The organism is Ruegeria sp. CDSC042, from assembly GCF_059610745.1.
In genome coordinates this window covers 121,659-137,613 of sequence record NZ_JBXWOF010000006.1, presented here as the reverse complement: position 1 = coordinate 137,613, position 15,955 = coordinate 121,659, and the positions used below count along the sequence as shown (strand labels likewise).

Sequence of the window (15,955 nt, the reverse complement as noted above, 5' to 3'; positions counted from 1 at the left end):
GGAGGACGCCATGAATGACCATTTCGACGCCCCCAAAGGCGATTTTAGAGGCCATGACAAGCAGTCAGTTTGGGCTCAGAAACCTGACCCGGAGCTGACTGAGGTTGGCCCAGGCACCCCATGCGGTGAATATCTGCGCCGGTTCTGGATGCCGGTGGCAATGACAGATCAGGTTGGTGATCTGCCCTATCGTTTACGCATTCTGGGCGAAGACCTTGTACTGTTTCGCGAGAAGAAAGAAGGCAAGCTGGGGCTGACTCACTTGCATTGCTGCCACCGCAACATGAGCCTAGAGTTCGGGATCGTGGAGGAAGGCGGCATTCGCTGCTCTTATCACGGTTGGAAATACGGGCTGGACGGCACCATTCTGGAGACCCCCTGCGAACCGCCCGCATCACAAGTCAAGAAAAAGGCCTGTTTGGGGGCGTATCCTGTGATCGAATACAAAGGGCTCGCCTTTGCCTATATGGGTCCACCCGAAGCCCAACCTCCTTTCCCTGTAATGGACACTTTCGATGATGAGGGTGACGAGCTGGTGCCCTACCTGATCAAATCCCCTTGCAACTGGCTTCAGGTCATGGAGAACGCCTGGGATCCGTTTCATGTGGTCTATCTTCATACGCTGGCCGTGCGCAGCCAATTCATCGACGCCTTTGCCGAAATGCCGATGATTGAGTTTCATGCCAGTGCCACTGGTGATTTTTACACCAATGTGCGGCGTGTAGATGACATCGTCTGGATCCGTATTCATGATCATATGCTGCCGTCATTTACCCAGAACGGTGGGCATTTCCCGGTGCCCAACGGGTCGCGTTACTTTGGGCGTTGCGGGTTGTCGCGCTGGATCACACCCATTGACGACACGAACACCATGGTCATTGCCTGGCGTCATTTCCGCAACGATGATGCCAACGATGACCCGAAGGGCCTGACTGACAAAAGCAAAGTGGGCTTTGGCAAGACCGACTTCTATGGGCAGGATCCCGATCGCCCATATGAAATGCGGCAACGCGACCCTGGCGACTATGATGCCTGGGTTAGTCAGGGGCCCAAAAATATCCATTCACGCGAAAATCTCAGCTTTTCCGACCGGGGGGTGGCCAAGGCGCGCCGGCTGCTGCGAAATGCCATCCGCGCGCTGCAAAACGGAGAACGTCCGGCACAACCGTCTGACAATTTCTCCGGACAGATCATCCCAACCTACGCCGGTGATACGATGCTGAGAATTCCCGTGCAGGAGGGGCGCGACGATGGTGCAGTTCTCAAGGAGATCTCGCATCGGGTGGCCGAGATTTACATGTCCGGCGATCACTTGCAGGGCGATGATCGCAAAGCCTTCATCATTGAGGCACTAAAAACATACGAGGCAAGTTGGTCATGACCACGCGTATCCCTCACAACCCTGGCCGGGTTGACTGGTCAGGTGAAAACCCGGGCATTTACCTCAAGCAGAACGCTGATAAGGAACAGTATGATACTCTGGCACTGTTTTTCCGCGTTGTGCTCTCGCCTTATGGTCGCGGTCACGCGGCAATCATCTTAGGTGCACCGGATCGGGCGCAAGGTTGGCCACATGTTCCAAATCTGATCATGACCGACAACCAGCGTTTGATGCGTTGGATCGTGGATGGCTGGGTGGCCAAAATGCCGACCTTCGTCGGCAAAGCGGGTCTAGAGGCGATGACATGGCTCGACTGCGACAGTGTCGAAAAGCGTCCTGGCAATTTGAAGGCACGTTACTCAGAAACATTACGTGGATCAGGCGTCACGGTCGAAATGATCTGGCACGACATGGGTGCACCTTTGCCGGTCGAGGTGACCAAGGAAAACTCGGCCACCAAAGAGCATGAAATGTATTCGGTGTTTCTGGAAGCAAAATCCGCACAGGTCGTGATCAACGGTACGCCCCTGCCTGGCGTCGTTGCCGATCGACAGTTCTTTGGCCGAACCATGAGCACGGCTTTTCTAGCCTTTTCGGAAACCTGGGTAACGCCACAGGAGGATCTGTGATGCCATTGAACGAGCCGGTCACACCGGGCACCGTAGATTGGACAGGTGAAAACCCGGGCATTCTGCTAAAAGACGACAATGGCGATTTCACAGCGATGGCTTTGTTCTTTCGCGTTGCCTGGTCGCCGGTCGGACAGGGTCAGGTATTGCTGCTTTATGGGACACCTGATCAGGTTGAAGGACCGCCAGAGGCTCCAAATGTGATCCTCAGCGACAATCCAGATCTAACCACATTCCTGAAAAAGAACTTCATCAGCAAACTGGCTGCATTTGCCGATGCACCAGCATTTGCCACCATGCCTGAAATCGGCGCACAAGCTGTGCGAACCTCCGGCGATCCGATGAGCCACCGTTATACCGAGACAATAGTAGGTGAGAGCCTGACCGTCGAACTCGTCTGGGAGGGGCTCCAACCGCCACGGGCGCTGGAACTGTCGCCGCATGAGGTTGCCTCGGGCGAACAGAATATGTTTTCGCTACTCGTGCCGGCGCATTCGGCACAGATTATTGTCAATGGCAAATGGCTGCCAGGTAAGCTGGGAACAAGGGTACAGGCCGGCTACGAAACGACCACCGCGTTCCTATATTTCTCGGAGACATGGATCACCCCGCCGGAGGATCCTTGATGCTGCATCCTGCGGATCAACTCGCATTTGACAGGGCAATGGTAACACAGCCGGTCTGGAACCGGTTCAACACGGCCGCCGACGCGTTGGGGCTTGCGGAAAACACACTGCTTCATGCAGGGCCCGCCTTTGCCGATCCCAATCTAATCACGGCCCCGATCCTTAATTCAGCTTGCGTCGCCGCAGTCTGGCAGGGGCTTGCTCGGGATTTCGACCAGGCCGAGGCGATGATCCTAAATGGTGAAATCGAGTTGAAACCCGCTCAGGATCACGATCTTGTCACTCCTCTGGCCGCTGTTGTCTCGGCAGACATGCCGCTACACACAATTTATGATGCCTGGCGCGGGCAGCAACGTGTGTTCACACCGATCAATGCGGGCAGCCGCCCAGCGATGCGGCTGGGTCAACGATCCAAGGCAGTGTTGGAGCACATCCGCTGGCTCAACACCCGATTTGTGGATGTGTTGGACAATGGGCTCGCCGAAGGTATCGCACTTGTGCCGCTGGCCGTGACTGGCCTGGTGGGGGGGGACGACTGCCATGGACGAACACCCGTTGCAACAGACGCGCTTGTCGCCGAACTGAAAGATCGTACCATTGGCGGGATCAAAGACGAAGAAGCGCTGGCCTTCATGGCCAGCTCGCCGTCGCTGTTCCTCAATCTTTGGATGGCAGCCACAAAATGCATGATGAAGTTGGCCGAAGGTGTCGAAGGTTCAAGTTTTGTCACTGCTGCCGGTGGCAACGGGCGCGAGGTTGGTATCCAGATTTCGGGCTTACCCGGCCAATGGTTTACAATTCAAGCCGATCCACCAAAAGGGAAATTCGAAGTCGATGTGCCCCAGGACAGGGCATTGGGAGCAATCGGTGACAGCGCCGTAATTGAGGCTTTCGGACTCGGCGCCATGGCCATCGAATTGAGCCCAGATCAGAAAAAGGGTCTGGGTGCCTTTCTCCCCGACAACGCTCAAGCACGCAGTTCCGGCCTATCCGTAGGGACACATCCTTATTTTCGAACACTAGATATTCAACTAGGCAGCACGGCACGTGGCGCGGTGGCCGAAGGGTCGGGGCCGGTAATTGGTCTGGGTATCCTCGACAAGCTTGGCGAAGCTGGCCGGCTGGGAGGGGGTATTTATGACATGCCGGTCACCCCCTTCGCTGTGGCCATGGAAATGTTGGAGAAATGACGGAGTTAAACAGGTTCAGCGCGCATGAATTGGCCCGGTTGATCCGCAAGGGTGAAGTCAAACCGTCTCAGGTGATGGCGGCACATCTGGACCGAATTTCGCAACGGGAGCCTGCGATCGGGGCGTTTCAGTACCTCGATGCGGATCACGCCATGGAGCTTGCTCACGCTGCCGATACACTTCCAATCGGTGGGCCGCTCCATGGCGTACCTTTTGTTATCAAAGACATTATCGACACAGAAGCCTTGCCAACAGGTTGGGGCAGCGATCTTTATTCCGATCGACAACCAGACAAAAACGCGACATGCGTCCAGGCTTTTCTGATCGCAGGGGCGATCCCAATTGGCAAGACGGTCACAACCGAGTTTGCCTATTTTCGACCGGGCAATACTGCAAATCCGGCAAGTCCTGGACATACCCCCGGCGGCTCTTCCTCCGGGTCTGCCGCTGCGGTCGCCGACTTCATGGCACCGCTCGCATTTGGCTCGCAGACAGCTGCCTCTTTGATCCGGCCGGCCGCTTATTGCGGTATCTGCGGCCTCAAACCGACCACCGGTAACTATGATCTGAGCGGGGTTATGGGCTTGTCAGGCAGCCTTGACACGCTGGGAGTTCTGGCAAGAGATCCGCGTGATCTGGCGTTGGCAGATGCCGTTTTGCGTGGAGCAAAACTGACACCGCCACCTGAATACGACGTTGCGTTGCCCCGGGTCAGCCTGATGCGTGGTCCCCATTGGGCGGACGGATCGATAGAGATGCGCGACACCTGCACACGTGCGCTGGCAGCCATTGCCGCGACCGGTGCGGAAACAGGTGAAATCACGCACCCGCCGATATTTTCCCGGCTTACACAGGCGCAAATAACCGTCATGGGGTACGAGGCAGCCCGCCTTCGCAAAACAGAGTACCAAATTGGCGTCCCCGGTATCAGCCAGCAATTCCACGATTTGATAGCCGATGGGCTGCTGGTTACAGAAGACGAATATCTTACTGCGGTTGAGACCCGTAACCGTGCATCAACCATGCTGGATCAAATGTTCCGCGACGTGGATGCGTTGTTGGTTCCCTCAGCTCCTGGTCCGGCACCGGCAGGGCTTGGCGCGACAGGTGACCCGGTGTTCTCGCGGATGTGGACTCTGCTTCAGGTGCCCTCAATCGCCCTGCCCTTTGGTGCGGATCACTCTGGGCTACCGCTTGGTATACAACTGATCGGCCCGTACGGAGCAGATAAGCGATTGCTGGACATCGCCCAATGGGTGCACGGGATTCTGCAGGTATCCTGCCGAGCAGCATAAATCCCGCTCTCCGGATGCTGTATCAACCGACCAGCGGCAGCAGTATTGCCAAAGACAGAGGGATGCTCACTGCGGCGATCAGGGTTTGCAATGTGACAATCGCTGCCATCAAAGGGGCATCGCCACCCAGTTGCTTTGACAGCGTGTACGAGGATGCACCAGTTGGCACCACAGAATAAACGACAGCAATTTGCAGCACGTCCCGGGGCAATCCAACCGCCAACCCGACCACCAGTACCGCTATGGGGAAGACCACCATCTTGCCTAAGAACGCAAGGATCAGCGGTAACACACTGGCGGCCATAGCGCGCACTCTCAAATTTGCGCCTACGGCCAACAAGGTAATCGGTAAAGCCCCGGCCCCTAAAACGTCTGCTACATCATGTAAAACCGGGATCCGGTCACCGATCAGCTGGTTGGCGCCGAACGCAAGCAATATCGAAATAACATAAGGATTGCGGGCAAGCTCGCGCAGGATTGCTACAGGCAAACTGGTGGCATTGTCGCGTTGCAGTGCACCGACCAGCATGACCACCATTACGATATTGGTGGTCGGCACCAGTATCGCAGTCGCAAGAATAGCGATATCTAATCCTGTGGGATCAAAAAGATTTGCCGCCAGCGCCAGCCCGATGAATGAGTTATGCCGGGCGCTTCCCTGTAGTATCGACGTACCTTGCGGCGCCGCGAACCCAAAAAGGCGCGCGCTTATGAAGGCAAAGATCAGCGCCGCAACAAACCCGCCCAGAATGGTAACCGAGTAAAGGCCAAGCGCGGATTTATCGAGTGGCGACAGCGAGATTTTGGTAAACAGCAGACAAGGCATCAGTACCCAATAGACAAGCTTGTCGTTCAGGTTCCAGAAATCGGTGCTGGGGATGCCGCCCTTTCGAAGAGCCAAGCCCAAAGCGATGATCAGAAAGATCGGCAGGATGGAAGTCAGTGTCGTCAGCATGGCGATCCGTGGGCAAAAATGAACACACCCAACCCGACACTTTCAAAGAGTGAAGATCAATGTCATTCGACGCCGAAATTGTACCTCGGTCATCAGGATGCTTCGGACTCGTCGTCGATGACGCCCATTGCATCGATTTCGACCAATAACGATGGATCAGCCAATCCCTGCACGACAACACCGGTCGAACAGTGGTGCACGCCGTCAAACCAGCGATTGATCGCCTCATAAACGGCGGGGCGATAGGAGATGTCGGTGACATAGACGGTAAGTTTGCAGACATCCGCCAAACTGCCCCCGGCTTCTTCCATCCAGCGCTGGATGTTGCGGCAGGCCTGATCTGCCTGTACGCCCGGATCGCCTTCACCAATCAATGTTCCGTCCAGCAGAGTACCAACCTGTCCCTGCATGAACACAAAATCACCTCGGGCCCGGATCGCTTTGGAATAGGTCGCCTGCGCGTGATAGCGGGTCTGGTACTTGTGGATATGTGTGCGGGTCATGACATCCCTTTCTTCAGGTGACGGCGCGAGCCAGATAGTCCCCTACCATGTCACTAAAGCTCTGTTCGACAGCGAATTCGAAACCATCCTTACATCGCATCACCAATGCCTTGAGGCCAAACAGTTCAGTATAGGTGACAGCGTCTTTGCCGAATGCAGTGTCATGCAGATCCAACGGGCAGGCAATGGCCATCACTTCGCCCGCTTGCGGACCCACTACTTTGAAAAAGGCCAGAGTATCCGAAATCTGCACAATACTGATATCGGCGGGACAATCGGTAGGCTTGAGCTGTGCTCTCAACGTTTGTTCCAAATCCAGCGAAGCACGGGCGATCCAGTGGTCTCGCCCGATGTGATACAGCTCAATCGCATCTTTCTCTGTTCGTCTATTAGGCTTATCGGACAAACGGGGCAAAGCGTCCCCCACCCAGTTTTCAATCGCTGCCGACGCCCCTTTGAGATCGAACAGTGCGTTCAGACTCTGGCGTGTGATCTGTACGTCATAGCTCATCTCAGGACCTCAGCAATTTGCCGTCGGGGTCGTGGAACACCGGCTTGGTAATGGTGACTGGGATAACCCCATCTTTCAGGCGCACATGGGCGGATTCCCCATGCCGCGCGTGCCCGTTTTCCAGCAACGCCAAACCGACCCAACGGTCGTTCACCACACTCCAGACACAGGCGGTGACGAGCCCCTCGGTGGCTTCTTTTCGGCCTCCGGGGGTGAGCGGTGCACCTTCAGGCACTTGTCGATTGGGGTCTTCAGGAAGAATGCCAACCAGTTCTCGCCGGGTGCCGCCACCTTCACGACGCAGCTCAATCGAACGCTTACCCAAATAGTCAGGCTTCTTCTTCGACATGACCCATCCCATACCCAGATCGTGGGCATCTACAGTGCCGTCCACCTCATGCCCCAGAGACAGAAAGCCCTTTTCGACCCGCAGAACGTGGCTGGATTCCGAACCCACTGGCAGAATGCCAAAGGGCGCGCCCACCTCGATCACTTTATTCCACAGTTCAGCCATGTGGCGCGGCGCGACGTTGACCTCAAATGACAGCTCGCCAGTGAAACTGACACGCACGACGCGGACCGGGATCCCAGCCACGGTGCCGTCGCGGAAAGACATGAAAGGAAAGGCCTCAGACGACAGGTCAATATCTGTTCCCAACGCCTGCATGACATGGCGTGCGTGGGGGCCGCATATGGTAGCGTTGTTCCATTGGCTGGTCACAGTAGTGATCATGACCTGCCAGTCGGGAAACTCGGTCTGAAGAAGCTTTTCCATGTGCTGGTTGACCGCGTCTGCATGACCCGTCGACGTTGAGACCATCCAACGGTGCTCGTCCAGTCGAAAGACCACCCCGTCGTCCAGGATCAGCCCGTCATCAGACAGCATGAGACCATAACGCCCGTCACCGGGTTTCAGGCTGGACATGACATTTGAGTAAAGAAAATCGAGAAAGTGCGGGACATCACTCCCTTTCAGCTCGAATGTGCCGAGGGGGGAGCCGTCATAGACGCCTACACCGTCGCGCACCGCACGACATTCGCGGTTCACAGCCTCCTGCAACCCTTCTCCAGGTTTGGGGAAGTATCCAGGACGCTGCCAACGGGCGCCAGCTTCGTACATCACCGCACCATTGTCCTTGTTCCACTGCGTGACCGGCGTGTGGCGGTAGGGGAACAGCACTGTCTCCTCGCGCAAGCCTCCGATCGCGCCAAAGGAAACTGGTGTGTAGGGAGAGCGAAAGGTTGTCGTTCCGACATCCTGCAAGGGCACACCCTTTTGCATCGCAACAGTACCGATAATGTTGATATTACCGGTTTTTCCCTGGTCGATGCCCATGCCGCCGGTGGTATATCGCTTGACGTGCTCGACATTGTCATAGCCTTCGCGCAGGGCCAAGTGTACATCGCTAACCGCCACATCGTTCTGCAGATCCAGAAATGCCTTTCCACGTTGCCCCGCGACGTCTACGCGCCATAGCGGCTCGATGGCATAGGGCAGGTCCGAACCTCCTTCGATAATCCCGTCAAGCGTCAACTCTCCTGCGGCAGCTCCGACAGCGCGGCAAGCTTGGGCGGCCTGATCGGGTACGAAAGCGGACAACTCCTCATCAAACCGCAGAGTACTTCTGGATTGAGACCACAGATGCACGGTTGGGTTCCAACCGCCGGAATGGCCCAGCAGGTCACAATCGATCCAGGTCTCCGCCCCACTACTGACGGATACCGCACGTACCGCGCGCACCCGCTTGTGACCTCGCACACCTGCGGCGACGGTGCCTGTATGAACGGTGACGCCCTGTGCCATATCCAGTGCGGCTTGCGGCACTGTATCGCGACTGTCTAGGATTGCGACGACCAACACACCTGCTGCCATTAGGTCAGCTGCAACTGCGTAAACGCTGTTGTTGTTGGTAAAAAGAACAACTCGTTGTCCCGGAGTGACACCCCAACGATTGACATAAGCCTGTACTGACGAAGCCAGCATGACGCCCGGCCGATCATTGTCTGCAAAAACCATGGCGCGTTCGGTGGACCCGGTGGCGACAACCACCTCGTCTGCACGCACCCGCCAGCTCCGCTCCAAAATATTGCCTTCTAAGGGTTCCCGTTCATTCACAATCAAAAGATTATGTTCGCGATAGGCCCAGACCGTTGCATTTTGCAGATGGATAACGTTGCCCATCCCACGCAATTCTTCAACAGCTTCAGCCACCCAGTCCAATGCGGATCGCCCGTTGATTTTTAGATCCCGGTTCAACAGGCTGCCACCTGCCTCTGTTCCCTCATCAGCAATGAACACACGTTTGCCAGACCTGCCCGCCTCCAGCGCGGTCTGCAATCCGGCAGGTCCCGCACCAGCGATCAACACATCGGCATGGGCATGACGCGCTTCGAAGTGGCCCGAAGTAGGAGGTTGCGCGGGTGCTGCCGCCAGCCCCGCAGCTTTGCGGATAGATGGTTCGAACAGATGCCAGTTGGGCCACTTGAATGTCTTGTAGTAGAAGCCAGCTGGAATGAAGCGTCCTAATAGCTGATTAACGCCACCAAGATCAAACTCGGGCGAAGGCCAGCAGTTGACTGAGCGGGCGCTCAGCCCATCGCGCAGCGGCACAGTTGTTGCCGGACGGTTACCCGATGAATCTTCACCGTCCAGCTCGACTAAAGTCGCCGGTTCCTCAGGTCCATGACCAACGATGCCGCGCGGGCGATGATATTTGAAACTGCGGGCTGTGATACGGACCCCATTGGCCAGCAAGGCCGAGGCCAGAGTATCTCCTTTGTAACCTTCATAGGTTTTTCCGTTAAACCGGAACGTCATTGGGCTGGTACGATCTATACGCCCGCCCGAAGCACGACGATTACTCTGAGCCATCGGGTGCCTCCACAATGTCATGGGTTCGGGTATCGCGCCAGATTGTCAGCCATTCACCGCAACCTCGCCCGTGCCACCATTTTTCCTGCACCGGTCCTAACGGGTTCGGTGCTACAGTCAGGTACTCAACCCATTCCGCGTCGCTCACGGCATTTGGATCAGGCCGATCGGCACCGACAGGGCCGCCAAAGATAAATTCACTTTCGTTACGCTTGCCGCAGAATGGGCAGGGGATAAGCAACATGGTCCTGTCCTCTCTATCGGGCGGTTGTGGTGCCGGCTTCCATCACAAAATCCAGATGACGGAATCGGTCGAGGGTAAATGAAGACATCAGCGGATGAGGCTGACCCTTAGCAACCAGATGGGCCAGGGTCAGACCGCCTGCCGGGATCGCCTTGTAACCACCCCACCAACCCGCCGTGATGAACAGCCCCGGCACTTCGGTCTGATCCATGATAGGCGAGGCGTCATGCGCGATATCCAGATGCCCGCCCCATTGTCGCATCAGCTTGAGCTTTTTGAATGACGGGAACAACGACAACATCGTCGTCACAGTATCTTCGAACACGTTTTGCTTGATGTCCCGGCGAAAGCTCTGGCCCATGTCAGGCGCGCCGCCAATTACCATTTCACCCTTGTCAGATTGACTGAAATAGAACCCGCTGTCGGGGCAATTCACGATCACATCGACCAACGGCTGGACTGGCTCGGAAACAAAAGCTGTCAGGTTCATAGTTCGCAACGGCAGCTTCAGCCCGGCGGTTTCCGTCAACGTTGTGGTATGTCCAGACACCGCTACGACAACTTTCTTGGCTCGAATGGTTCCGCGATTGGTTTCGACACCGTCGATCGCGCCGTCTGCACCTCGGATCAGCGATTGCACTGCGGTCTGCTGGTGGATCTCGACCCCCATCGCGTCCGCCGCGCGGGCATATCCCCAGGCCACTGCATCATGCCGGTTCACACCCGCATCGGTATGTACCATGCCGCAAATGATTGGCAGCCGAGCATCAGGTCCTCCGCCAGTCAGCGCGGGAATGCGACGGCGTAATTCGTCTGTATTGATCTGCTCGTAAGTTGAGCCGTAGATGTCCATGACCAATTGCCGTCGCCGAAGCTCTCGCAGCTTGGGCCAAGTCTGTACGACATCTACCATGGTGCGCTTTGAGTGCATCATATTGAAGTTCAGCTCTTGCGTAAGCCCTTCGTACATCGCGACTGATTTGACATAGAACGGGATCGACTCGTCCCGCATGTAGTTTGAACGGATTGTCACCGTATTGCGCGCGATGTTACCGCCGCCCAGCCAGCCTCGCTCCAGCACGGCGACGTCGGTAATGCCAAATTCCTTGGCCAGATAATAGGCAGTGGCCAGACCGTGACCCCCTGCCCCAATCACGACAACTTCATACTGGTCTTTCAGGGGTGGGCTTCGCCAGGCCAAGGGCCAGTTGCGATGGCCAGAGAGCGCGTTTCGAGCGAGTGAGAACACAGAGTATTTTTGCATGTTGGTAATTATATTTACTAATAAGCAAAGTTCGTCAATAAATAAATTTACCTGAATGCAATCCCCGTTTTGGCGCGCCGCTGCATTTGAACGAGTCATCGCGCACATCGCGTGCATGACTTGTTGTGGTATTTGCTGGTTTGGTCAGGTTATTTCGGGTAGGGTGCGTCATGCATGTTCGCATCAAACAGTTTCACCGAAACCTAGCCGGAAAATGGTCAACCCGGTCGAAATGGCCCTGTTTCATCATAAACTGTCGCAGCTCTCCAACATCCTAACTCCATGAGAACTTAGGCGCATAGCGCCTGTTTTTTTACCGCCCTCAATCTCGGGTGGAATCTATGGATGGAAAAGCAATGACAACATCAACTGAAACTATGACGGTTCAGGATACCTATGCACGCGACGGTGTCGTGCTGCTAAGGGATATCCTATCTGACGAATGGCTGACCAAACTGCGACACGCTGTAGATACCGAAATCAAAAAGGGCGACCGCTATTTCGCCTACAAGAATATGCGTGAAACGCCGGGTGTGTTTCAGGACTATTGCCTGAAGTCGGATATCGGCCAGCGCGTGTCTCAGGTAGCTGGCAGCCCATGGACATCGCTGATCTATGACCAAATATTCGTGAAGGAGCCGGGAACGCAGACTCAAACCGGATGGCATACAGATCAGCCTTATTGGCCGGTATCCGGCCCGATCATGACAATGTGGATCGCGCTTGACCCGGTCGACCCGGACAATGGAGCGCTGGAATTTGTACGTGGTTCACATGCGTGGGGGGCCAAGTACCGTCCGTTCAAAACCGATCAACTCGGTGGTTTTCTACACTATCTGGAACAGGACAATCCCGACTATATCGATATGCCAGATTTTGAGGCAAACCGCGACGACTACGACATCTTCCATTTTGAGAATATGAAGCCCGGTGATGCATTGGCCTTTGACGGGATGACCGTGCATTCTGCTATGGGTAACAGAACCACCACCCGTCGCAGGCGAGGGTATGCAATCCGATTTGCCGTTGACGGAGCAACTTATGAGCCACGCGATTCCGTCACCGAATGGCTGCATGATGACAGTCTTAAACCCGGCGCGCCGTTTGCCGGTGGACGGTTCCCCGTCATCTACGAAACTGCGTAAATCTGCGGCAGAGGGCTGGATTTCCCAGCCCTCTGCCAAGATCTCAGGCCTTCCGCGCGACGGCCTCCTGTGACGTATTCTCGGCCTCGATAGCACGGTCAAGAACGCGTCGGAATTGTTTGGCGCCCGCATCGAGGCCCAAATCAATATTCGACGTGGTGGCGTTCTTCATACCTTTGTGGACTGCCTCCAGCACATCCTTATCCTCAAGAAATGCCATACGCGCACCGTCATTCATGTAGGTTGACACTTCGGCATCGTCGGCAAGGGAATTACGATGCTGGAACCAGAAATACCTCGTCCGATCCTCATCAATCGGGGTCATGAAATTATATGAGATATTGATGAAGGTTTCAGCAACCGGACTCTTGTCATACCCACCGGTTCCAACCGGTGTGTAAATGGACTTGTTCAACCCGATGGCAGGCATGCACATCTCATAATGTTGCAGGCGGTCGCATTCGCCCCCGAACGTCACAAGCTTGGAATAGTAAGGTGAAGGCGGTTTGTTCTCAATCCAGCGCGACACTATTACACCGCGATCTGTTTTTTCCACGTTCAATGGTTCTTCGTCCGTCCCTGCTCCCGCAAACGAACTCACGTGCACCCAAGCCACATGGCTGGGATCAAGCAGGTTGTCACAGACCCAAAGGTAGTGGCAATCGATATCCATCACCCCACCATCCGTCATGCCCCAGGTTGTGTTATCGAAATTCTCTACGGGGAAAATCTGATCAGGATTTGCCAGTGCCGGATCCCCCATCCAGATCCAGAGCAATCGATAGCGGTCAACCACCGGATAAGATCTGACAACCGCACGGCGTGGGGTCATCCCACGCTGGGTGGGGCTGTCTATGCACTTGCCCGAGCAGCCGAAAGTCAAACCGTGATAGCCGCACTCGACCAGATCGCCTATCAGATTGCCCTTTGACAAGGGCAGCTTGCGATGCGGGCACGCATCCTCCAGGGCAACCGGCGCGCCATCCTGCTGGCGATAAAGCACGACGTTTTCGCCCAGAAAGGTCTCGGCCTTCAATTCGCGACCAATATCTTTGCTCCATGCGGCAACATACCAGCAGTTTTTCAGATACATGATCCCGCTCTCCGTTCAATATCTAGCTTGCGCCAATATGGGGTAATTTCCCCGCACTTCGCCATGCTGGATTGGTAATGGGACATATAAGGTCTACTAATTTGACTCGTTTGCGAGCAGCGGGATGTCGGGTTGCGCTTTGGCTTCGGCATGAATCCAGTTCAGGAATTCGCTGACCTTTTGGCTATCCTTCGTCTCATGCCGCCGCACCAGCCAGTAGGACAAAGGCGATTGCGTCAAATGTGGGAACGGTCGCACCAATCGGCCATCACAGAGCGCGTCGATCACGAGCGGCTCACGACCGAGCGCCACGCCGAGCCCTTCGATTGCAGCTTGTACAACCATATTCGACTGCCCCAACCGACGTGTACGCAGCACTGTCGGCAAGTTAAGATCACATTGCCGGGCCCAGAATTCCCACGTCGGGTTAGCCGCACCATGACGTAGGTTTTCATCCACAAGCAGTGTGTGACGAGGCAAATCTTTGATGCCATGAAGATCGGGTAACAGAGCTGGAGCACAGACAGGAAAAAGCCGTTCTTCCATCAACAGATCGGCCTGCAACCCTGGGTACTCACCCAGCCCATACCGAATGCCGATATCCGCATCGGCACCAGAAAAGGGGTGCTGCCCGGTATCTGTAGCGATCGAAATCGACAGGTCGGGATGCGCCAAATCAAAGTGAATAAGCCGCGGAAACAACCAGTTAAACGCAAAGCCCGGCAGACATGAAATGACTATTGTTCGGTCGCTGCGAGTTTTATCCCGCAGCTGAGCGCAGACGTCAGAAATACGCCCCAATCCATCGGATATAGCCAGAGCCAGCTGTTCGCCCTCACGTGTAGGACGTGACTGACGCGCACCGCGTACCAGCAATTCTCTGCCAAGCCATTCCTCCAGCGACCTTACATGCTGGCTTACCGCACTTTGACTTACACCCAGCTCTTCGGCTGCTGACGAAAAGCCGGAATGGCGGACGACCGCCTCAAAAGCGCGAAGCGCCGAATATGGCAAATTCAGGATCATATTAGCTATCCTAATGTCAGGCATTACTTCTTTCAAATGGATTAGAGTCGATACAGGGCTCTAGATTTCTAAGATCAAATCTTTGGGGGTACTGATGTCCGACACAACGCCCGGGCGAGGAGCGCTAAACCTTCTGGTGAACTGTGCCCATGCAACAGCGGGCGACCGGTTGCTGATCGCCTACGAGCCTCCGCAGTTCGGGTATTTCGACTCAAATTGTGTAGACATCGTCAGCCAGGCGGCACAGCAGCTAGGGCTAATTGTTGATGCGGTTGATGTGGGTTTCAACCCTGACAACCCCCATCTCTCGCCCGACCTTCTTGTCCGATTTCGGGCTGCAGACATCATCCTGTTCTTGGCGCGCTTGGGCGATCAGTTGCGGTTTTCGGACATGCCGCGGGGCAAAAGGATCATTGTCAGTTTTGCGGTGAACAAAGAACTGCTGGGCTCGGGGTTTTCGAACGGCCACCACGATGCGTTTTTGGAACTCAAGTCAGACGTCAATGCGGTGCTTGATGCGGCAGACGAAGTCCGGATCACCTGCCCGCTGGGAACTGATGTACGTGGACACCCGATTATGGATCTGAAGCCCACTGGGGATACCTCGATCCTGCGCTTTCCAATGTCCGTCTTTACACCGGTTCCAGCACATAGTTTTTCTGGCAGGGTGGCCGTCAGTTTTCTTACCGGGACCGGGTCGAGGTATTATGACAATTATACTATCGAATTCGACGAACCGGTTTTTGCAATCATGGAAAATGGCCAGCTAACGCGGTTTGACGGCGACCCTGCTAATGTTGCAAGAGCTGAGGCCCACTATGATCGGGTTGCCGGGCAGTTCGACATAGATCGTAATTTTGTACATTCATGGCATGCTGGGATTCACCCAGGCTGCGGATATCCCTGGGATATGCGAGAAAATTACGAAAGATGGGGCGGGTCTGCTTTTGGCAATCCGCGTATTCTGCATTTCCACACTTGTGGTGCTTATGCCCCCGGTGAAATCAGCTGGAACGTAATCGATCCGACCATTGTGATCGACGGCGAGACTTACTGGGACAATGGTGTTTTTTACGCTGAACGGCTGCCTGCTGGACCGTCAATTCTCGATCGCCATTCCTGCGCGGCGGCATTGTTTGCTGATCCTGATCCGAATATCGGATTGCGTGCGGTTATCTGATCATTCCTAACTTGATCGAATCGCGCCCAGATAGGATGATC

15 protein-coding genes are annotated in these 15,955 nt (G+C 55.4%); 7 read left to right on the top strand and 8 right to left on the bottom strand.

Annotated features, from left to right (window positions below; all coding sequences use genetic code 11):
- The first annotated feature begins 10 nt into the window (after nt 1–10).
- Genes AC2FHX_RS13785 through AC2FHX_RS13765 form a run of 5 tightly spaced genes read left to right on the top strand, consistent with a single transcriptional unit; the run spans nt 11 to nt 5,121 of the window.
- Nucleotides 11–1,381 carry a Rieske 2Fe-2S domain-containing protein gene (locus AC2FHX_RS13785; RefSeq protein ID WP_496702223.1) on the top strand — a complete coding sequence of 457 codons (1,371 nt, stop codon included), beginning with the start codon at nt 11–13 and terminating at the stop codon, nt 1,379–1,381.
- Nucleotides 1,378–2,010 carry a hypothetical protein gene (locus tag AC2FHX_RS13780; protein ID WP_496702224.1) on the top strand — a complete coding sequence of 211 codons (633 nt, stop codon included), beginning with the start codon at nt 1,378–1,380 and terminating at the stop codon, nt 2,008–2,010. The genes AC2FHX_RS13785 and AC2FHX_RS13780 overlap by 4 nt, the downstream gene beginning before the upstream one ends.
- Nucleotides 2,010–2,636, top strand: a complete 627-nt coding sequence (locus AC2FHX_RS13775; RefSeq protein WP_496698248.1) for a hypothetical protein — start codon at nt 2,010–2,012, stop codon at nt 2,634–2,636. Before AC2FHX_RS13780 ends, AC2FHX_RS13775 begins: the two co-directional genes overlap by 1 nt.
- Nucleotides 2,636–3,826 carry a YlbE family protein gene (locus AC2FHX_RS13770; protein WP_496702226.1) on the top strand — a complete coding sequence of 397 codons (1,191 nt, stop codon included), beginning with the start codon at nt 2,636–2,638 and terminating at the stop codon, nt 3,824–3,826. Before AC2FHX_RS13775 ends, AC2FHX_RS13770 begins: the two co-directional genes overlap by 1 nt.
- Nucleotides 3,823–5,121 carry an amidase gene (locus tag AC2FHX_RS13765; protein ID WP_496702228.1) on the top strand — a complete coding sequence of 433 codons (1,299 nt, stop codon included), beginning with the start codon at nt 3,823–3,825 and terminating at the stop codon, nt 5,119–5,121. The genes AC2FHX_RS13770 and AC2FHX_RS13765 overlap by 4 nt, the downstream gene beginning before the upstream one ends.
- A gap of 22 nt (nt 5,122–5,143) precedes the next feature.
- On the opposite strand, the gene AC2FHX_RS13760 is transcribed toward AC2FHX_RS13765, so the two are convergent.
- From AC2FHX_RS13760 to AC2FHX_RS13735, 6 genes are all read right to left on the bottom strand, one after another.
- Entirely contained in the window at nt 5,144–6,076 is a 933-nt protein-coding gene (locus AC2FHX_RS13760) for an AEC family transporter (RefSeq protein ID WP_496702230.1), read from the bottom strand.
- Nucleotides 6,077–6,168: 92 nt separating this feature from the next.
- Entirely contained in the window at nt 6,169–6,579 is a 411-nt protein-coding gene (locus AC2FHX_RS13755; protein WP_496702232.1) for a RidA family protein, read from the bottom strand.
- Between the two features lie 13 nt (nt 6,580–6,592).
- Nucleotides 6,593–7,090 (bottom strand): sarcosine oxidase subunit gamma, encoded by a 498-nt coding sequence (locus AC2FHX_RS13750; protein ID WP_496702234.1) that lies wholly within the window; start codon nt 7,088–7,090, stop codon nt 6,593–6,595.
- Nucleotide 7,091: 1 nt separating this feature from the next.
- Nucleotides 7,092–9,962 carry a 2Fe-2S iron-sulfur cluster-binding protein gene (locus AC2FHX_RS13745; protein ID WP_496702235.1) on the bottom strand — a complete coding sequence of 957 codons (2,871 nt, stop codon included), beginning with the start codon at nt 9,960–9,962 and terminating at the stop codon, nt 7,092–7,094.
- Nucleotides 9,949–10,206 (bottom strand): sarcosine oxidase subunit delta, encoded by a 258-nt coding sequence (locus tag AC2FHX_RS13740; RefSeq protein WP_496691490.1) that lies wholly within the window; start codon nt 10,204–10,206, stop codon nt 9,949–9,951. The genes AC2FHX_RS13745 and AC2FHX_RS13740 overlap by 14 nt, the downstream gene beginning before the upstream one ends.
- A 13-nt stretch (nt 10,207–10,219) precedes the next feature.
- On the bottom strand, nt 10,220–11,470 hold the full coding sequence (locus tag AC2FHX_RS13735; RefSeq protein ID WP_496698235.1) for an FAD-dependent oxidoreductase: 1,251 nt from the start codon (nt 11,468–11,470) through the stop codon (nt 10,220–10,222).
- 356 nt (nt 11,471–11,826) lie between these two features.
- Here AC2FHX_RS13735 and AC2FHX_RS13730 point away from each other — a divergent pair, with 356 nt between their 5' ends.
- Nucleotides 11,827–12,615 carry a phytanoyl-CoA dioxygenase family protein gene (locus AC2FHX_RS13730; protein WP_496702237.1) on the top strand — a complete coding sequence of 263 codons (789 nt, stop codon included), beginning with the start codon at nt 11,827–11,829 and terminating at the stop codon, nt 12,613–12,615.
- Between the two features lie 43 nt (nt 12,616–12,658).
- Here the strand turns inward: AC2FHX_RS13730 and AC2FHX_RS13725 are convergent, their stop codons facing one another.
- Nucleotides 12,659–13,708 (bottom strand): aromatic ring-hydroxylating dioxygenase subunit alpha, encoded by a 1,050-nt coding sequence (locus AC2FHX_RS13725; RefSeq protein ID WP_496702239.1) that lies wholly within the window; start codon nt 13,706–13,708, stop codon nt 12,659–12,661.
- Nucleotides 13,709–13,804: 96 nt separating this feature from the next.
- Nucleotides 13,805–14,734: a LysR substrate-binding domain-containing protein gene (locus tag AC2FHX_RS13720; RefSeq protein WP_496702241.1), complete on the bottom strand. Its 930-nt coding sequence runs from the start codon at nt 14,732–14,734 to the stop codon at nt 13,805–13,807.
- A 94-nt stretch (nt 14,735–14,828) separates the two neighbouring features.
- On the opposite strand from AC2FHX_RS13720, the gene AC2FHX_RS13715 reads away from it, so the two are divergent.
- Nucleotides 14,829–15,914: a hypothetical protein gene (locus AC2FHX_RS13715; protein WP_496702243.1), complete on the top strand. Its 1,086-nt coding sequence runs from the start codon at nt 14,829–14,831 to the stop codon at nt 15,912–15,914.
- The last annotated feature ends 41 nt before the right edge of the window (nt 15,915–15,955 follow it).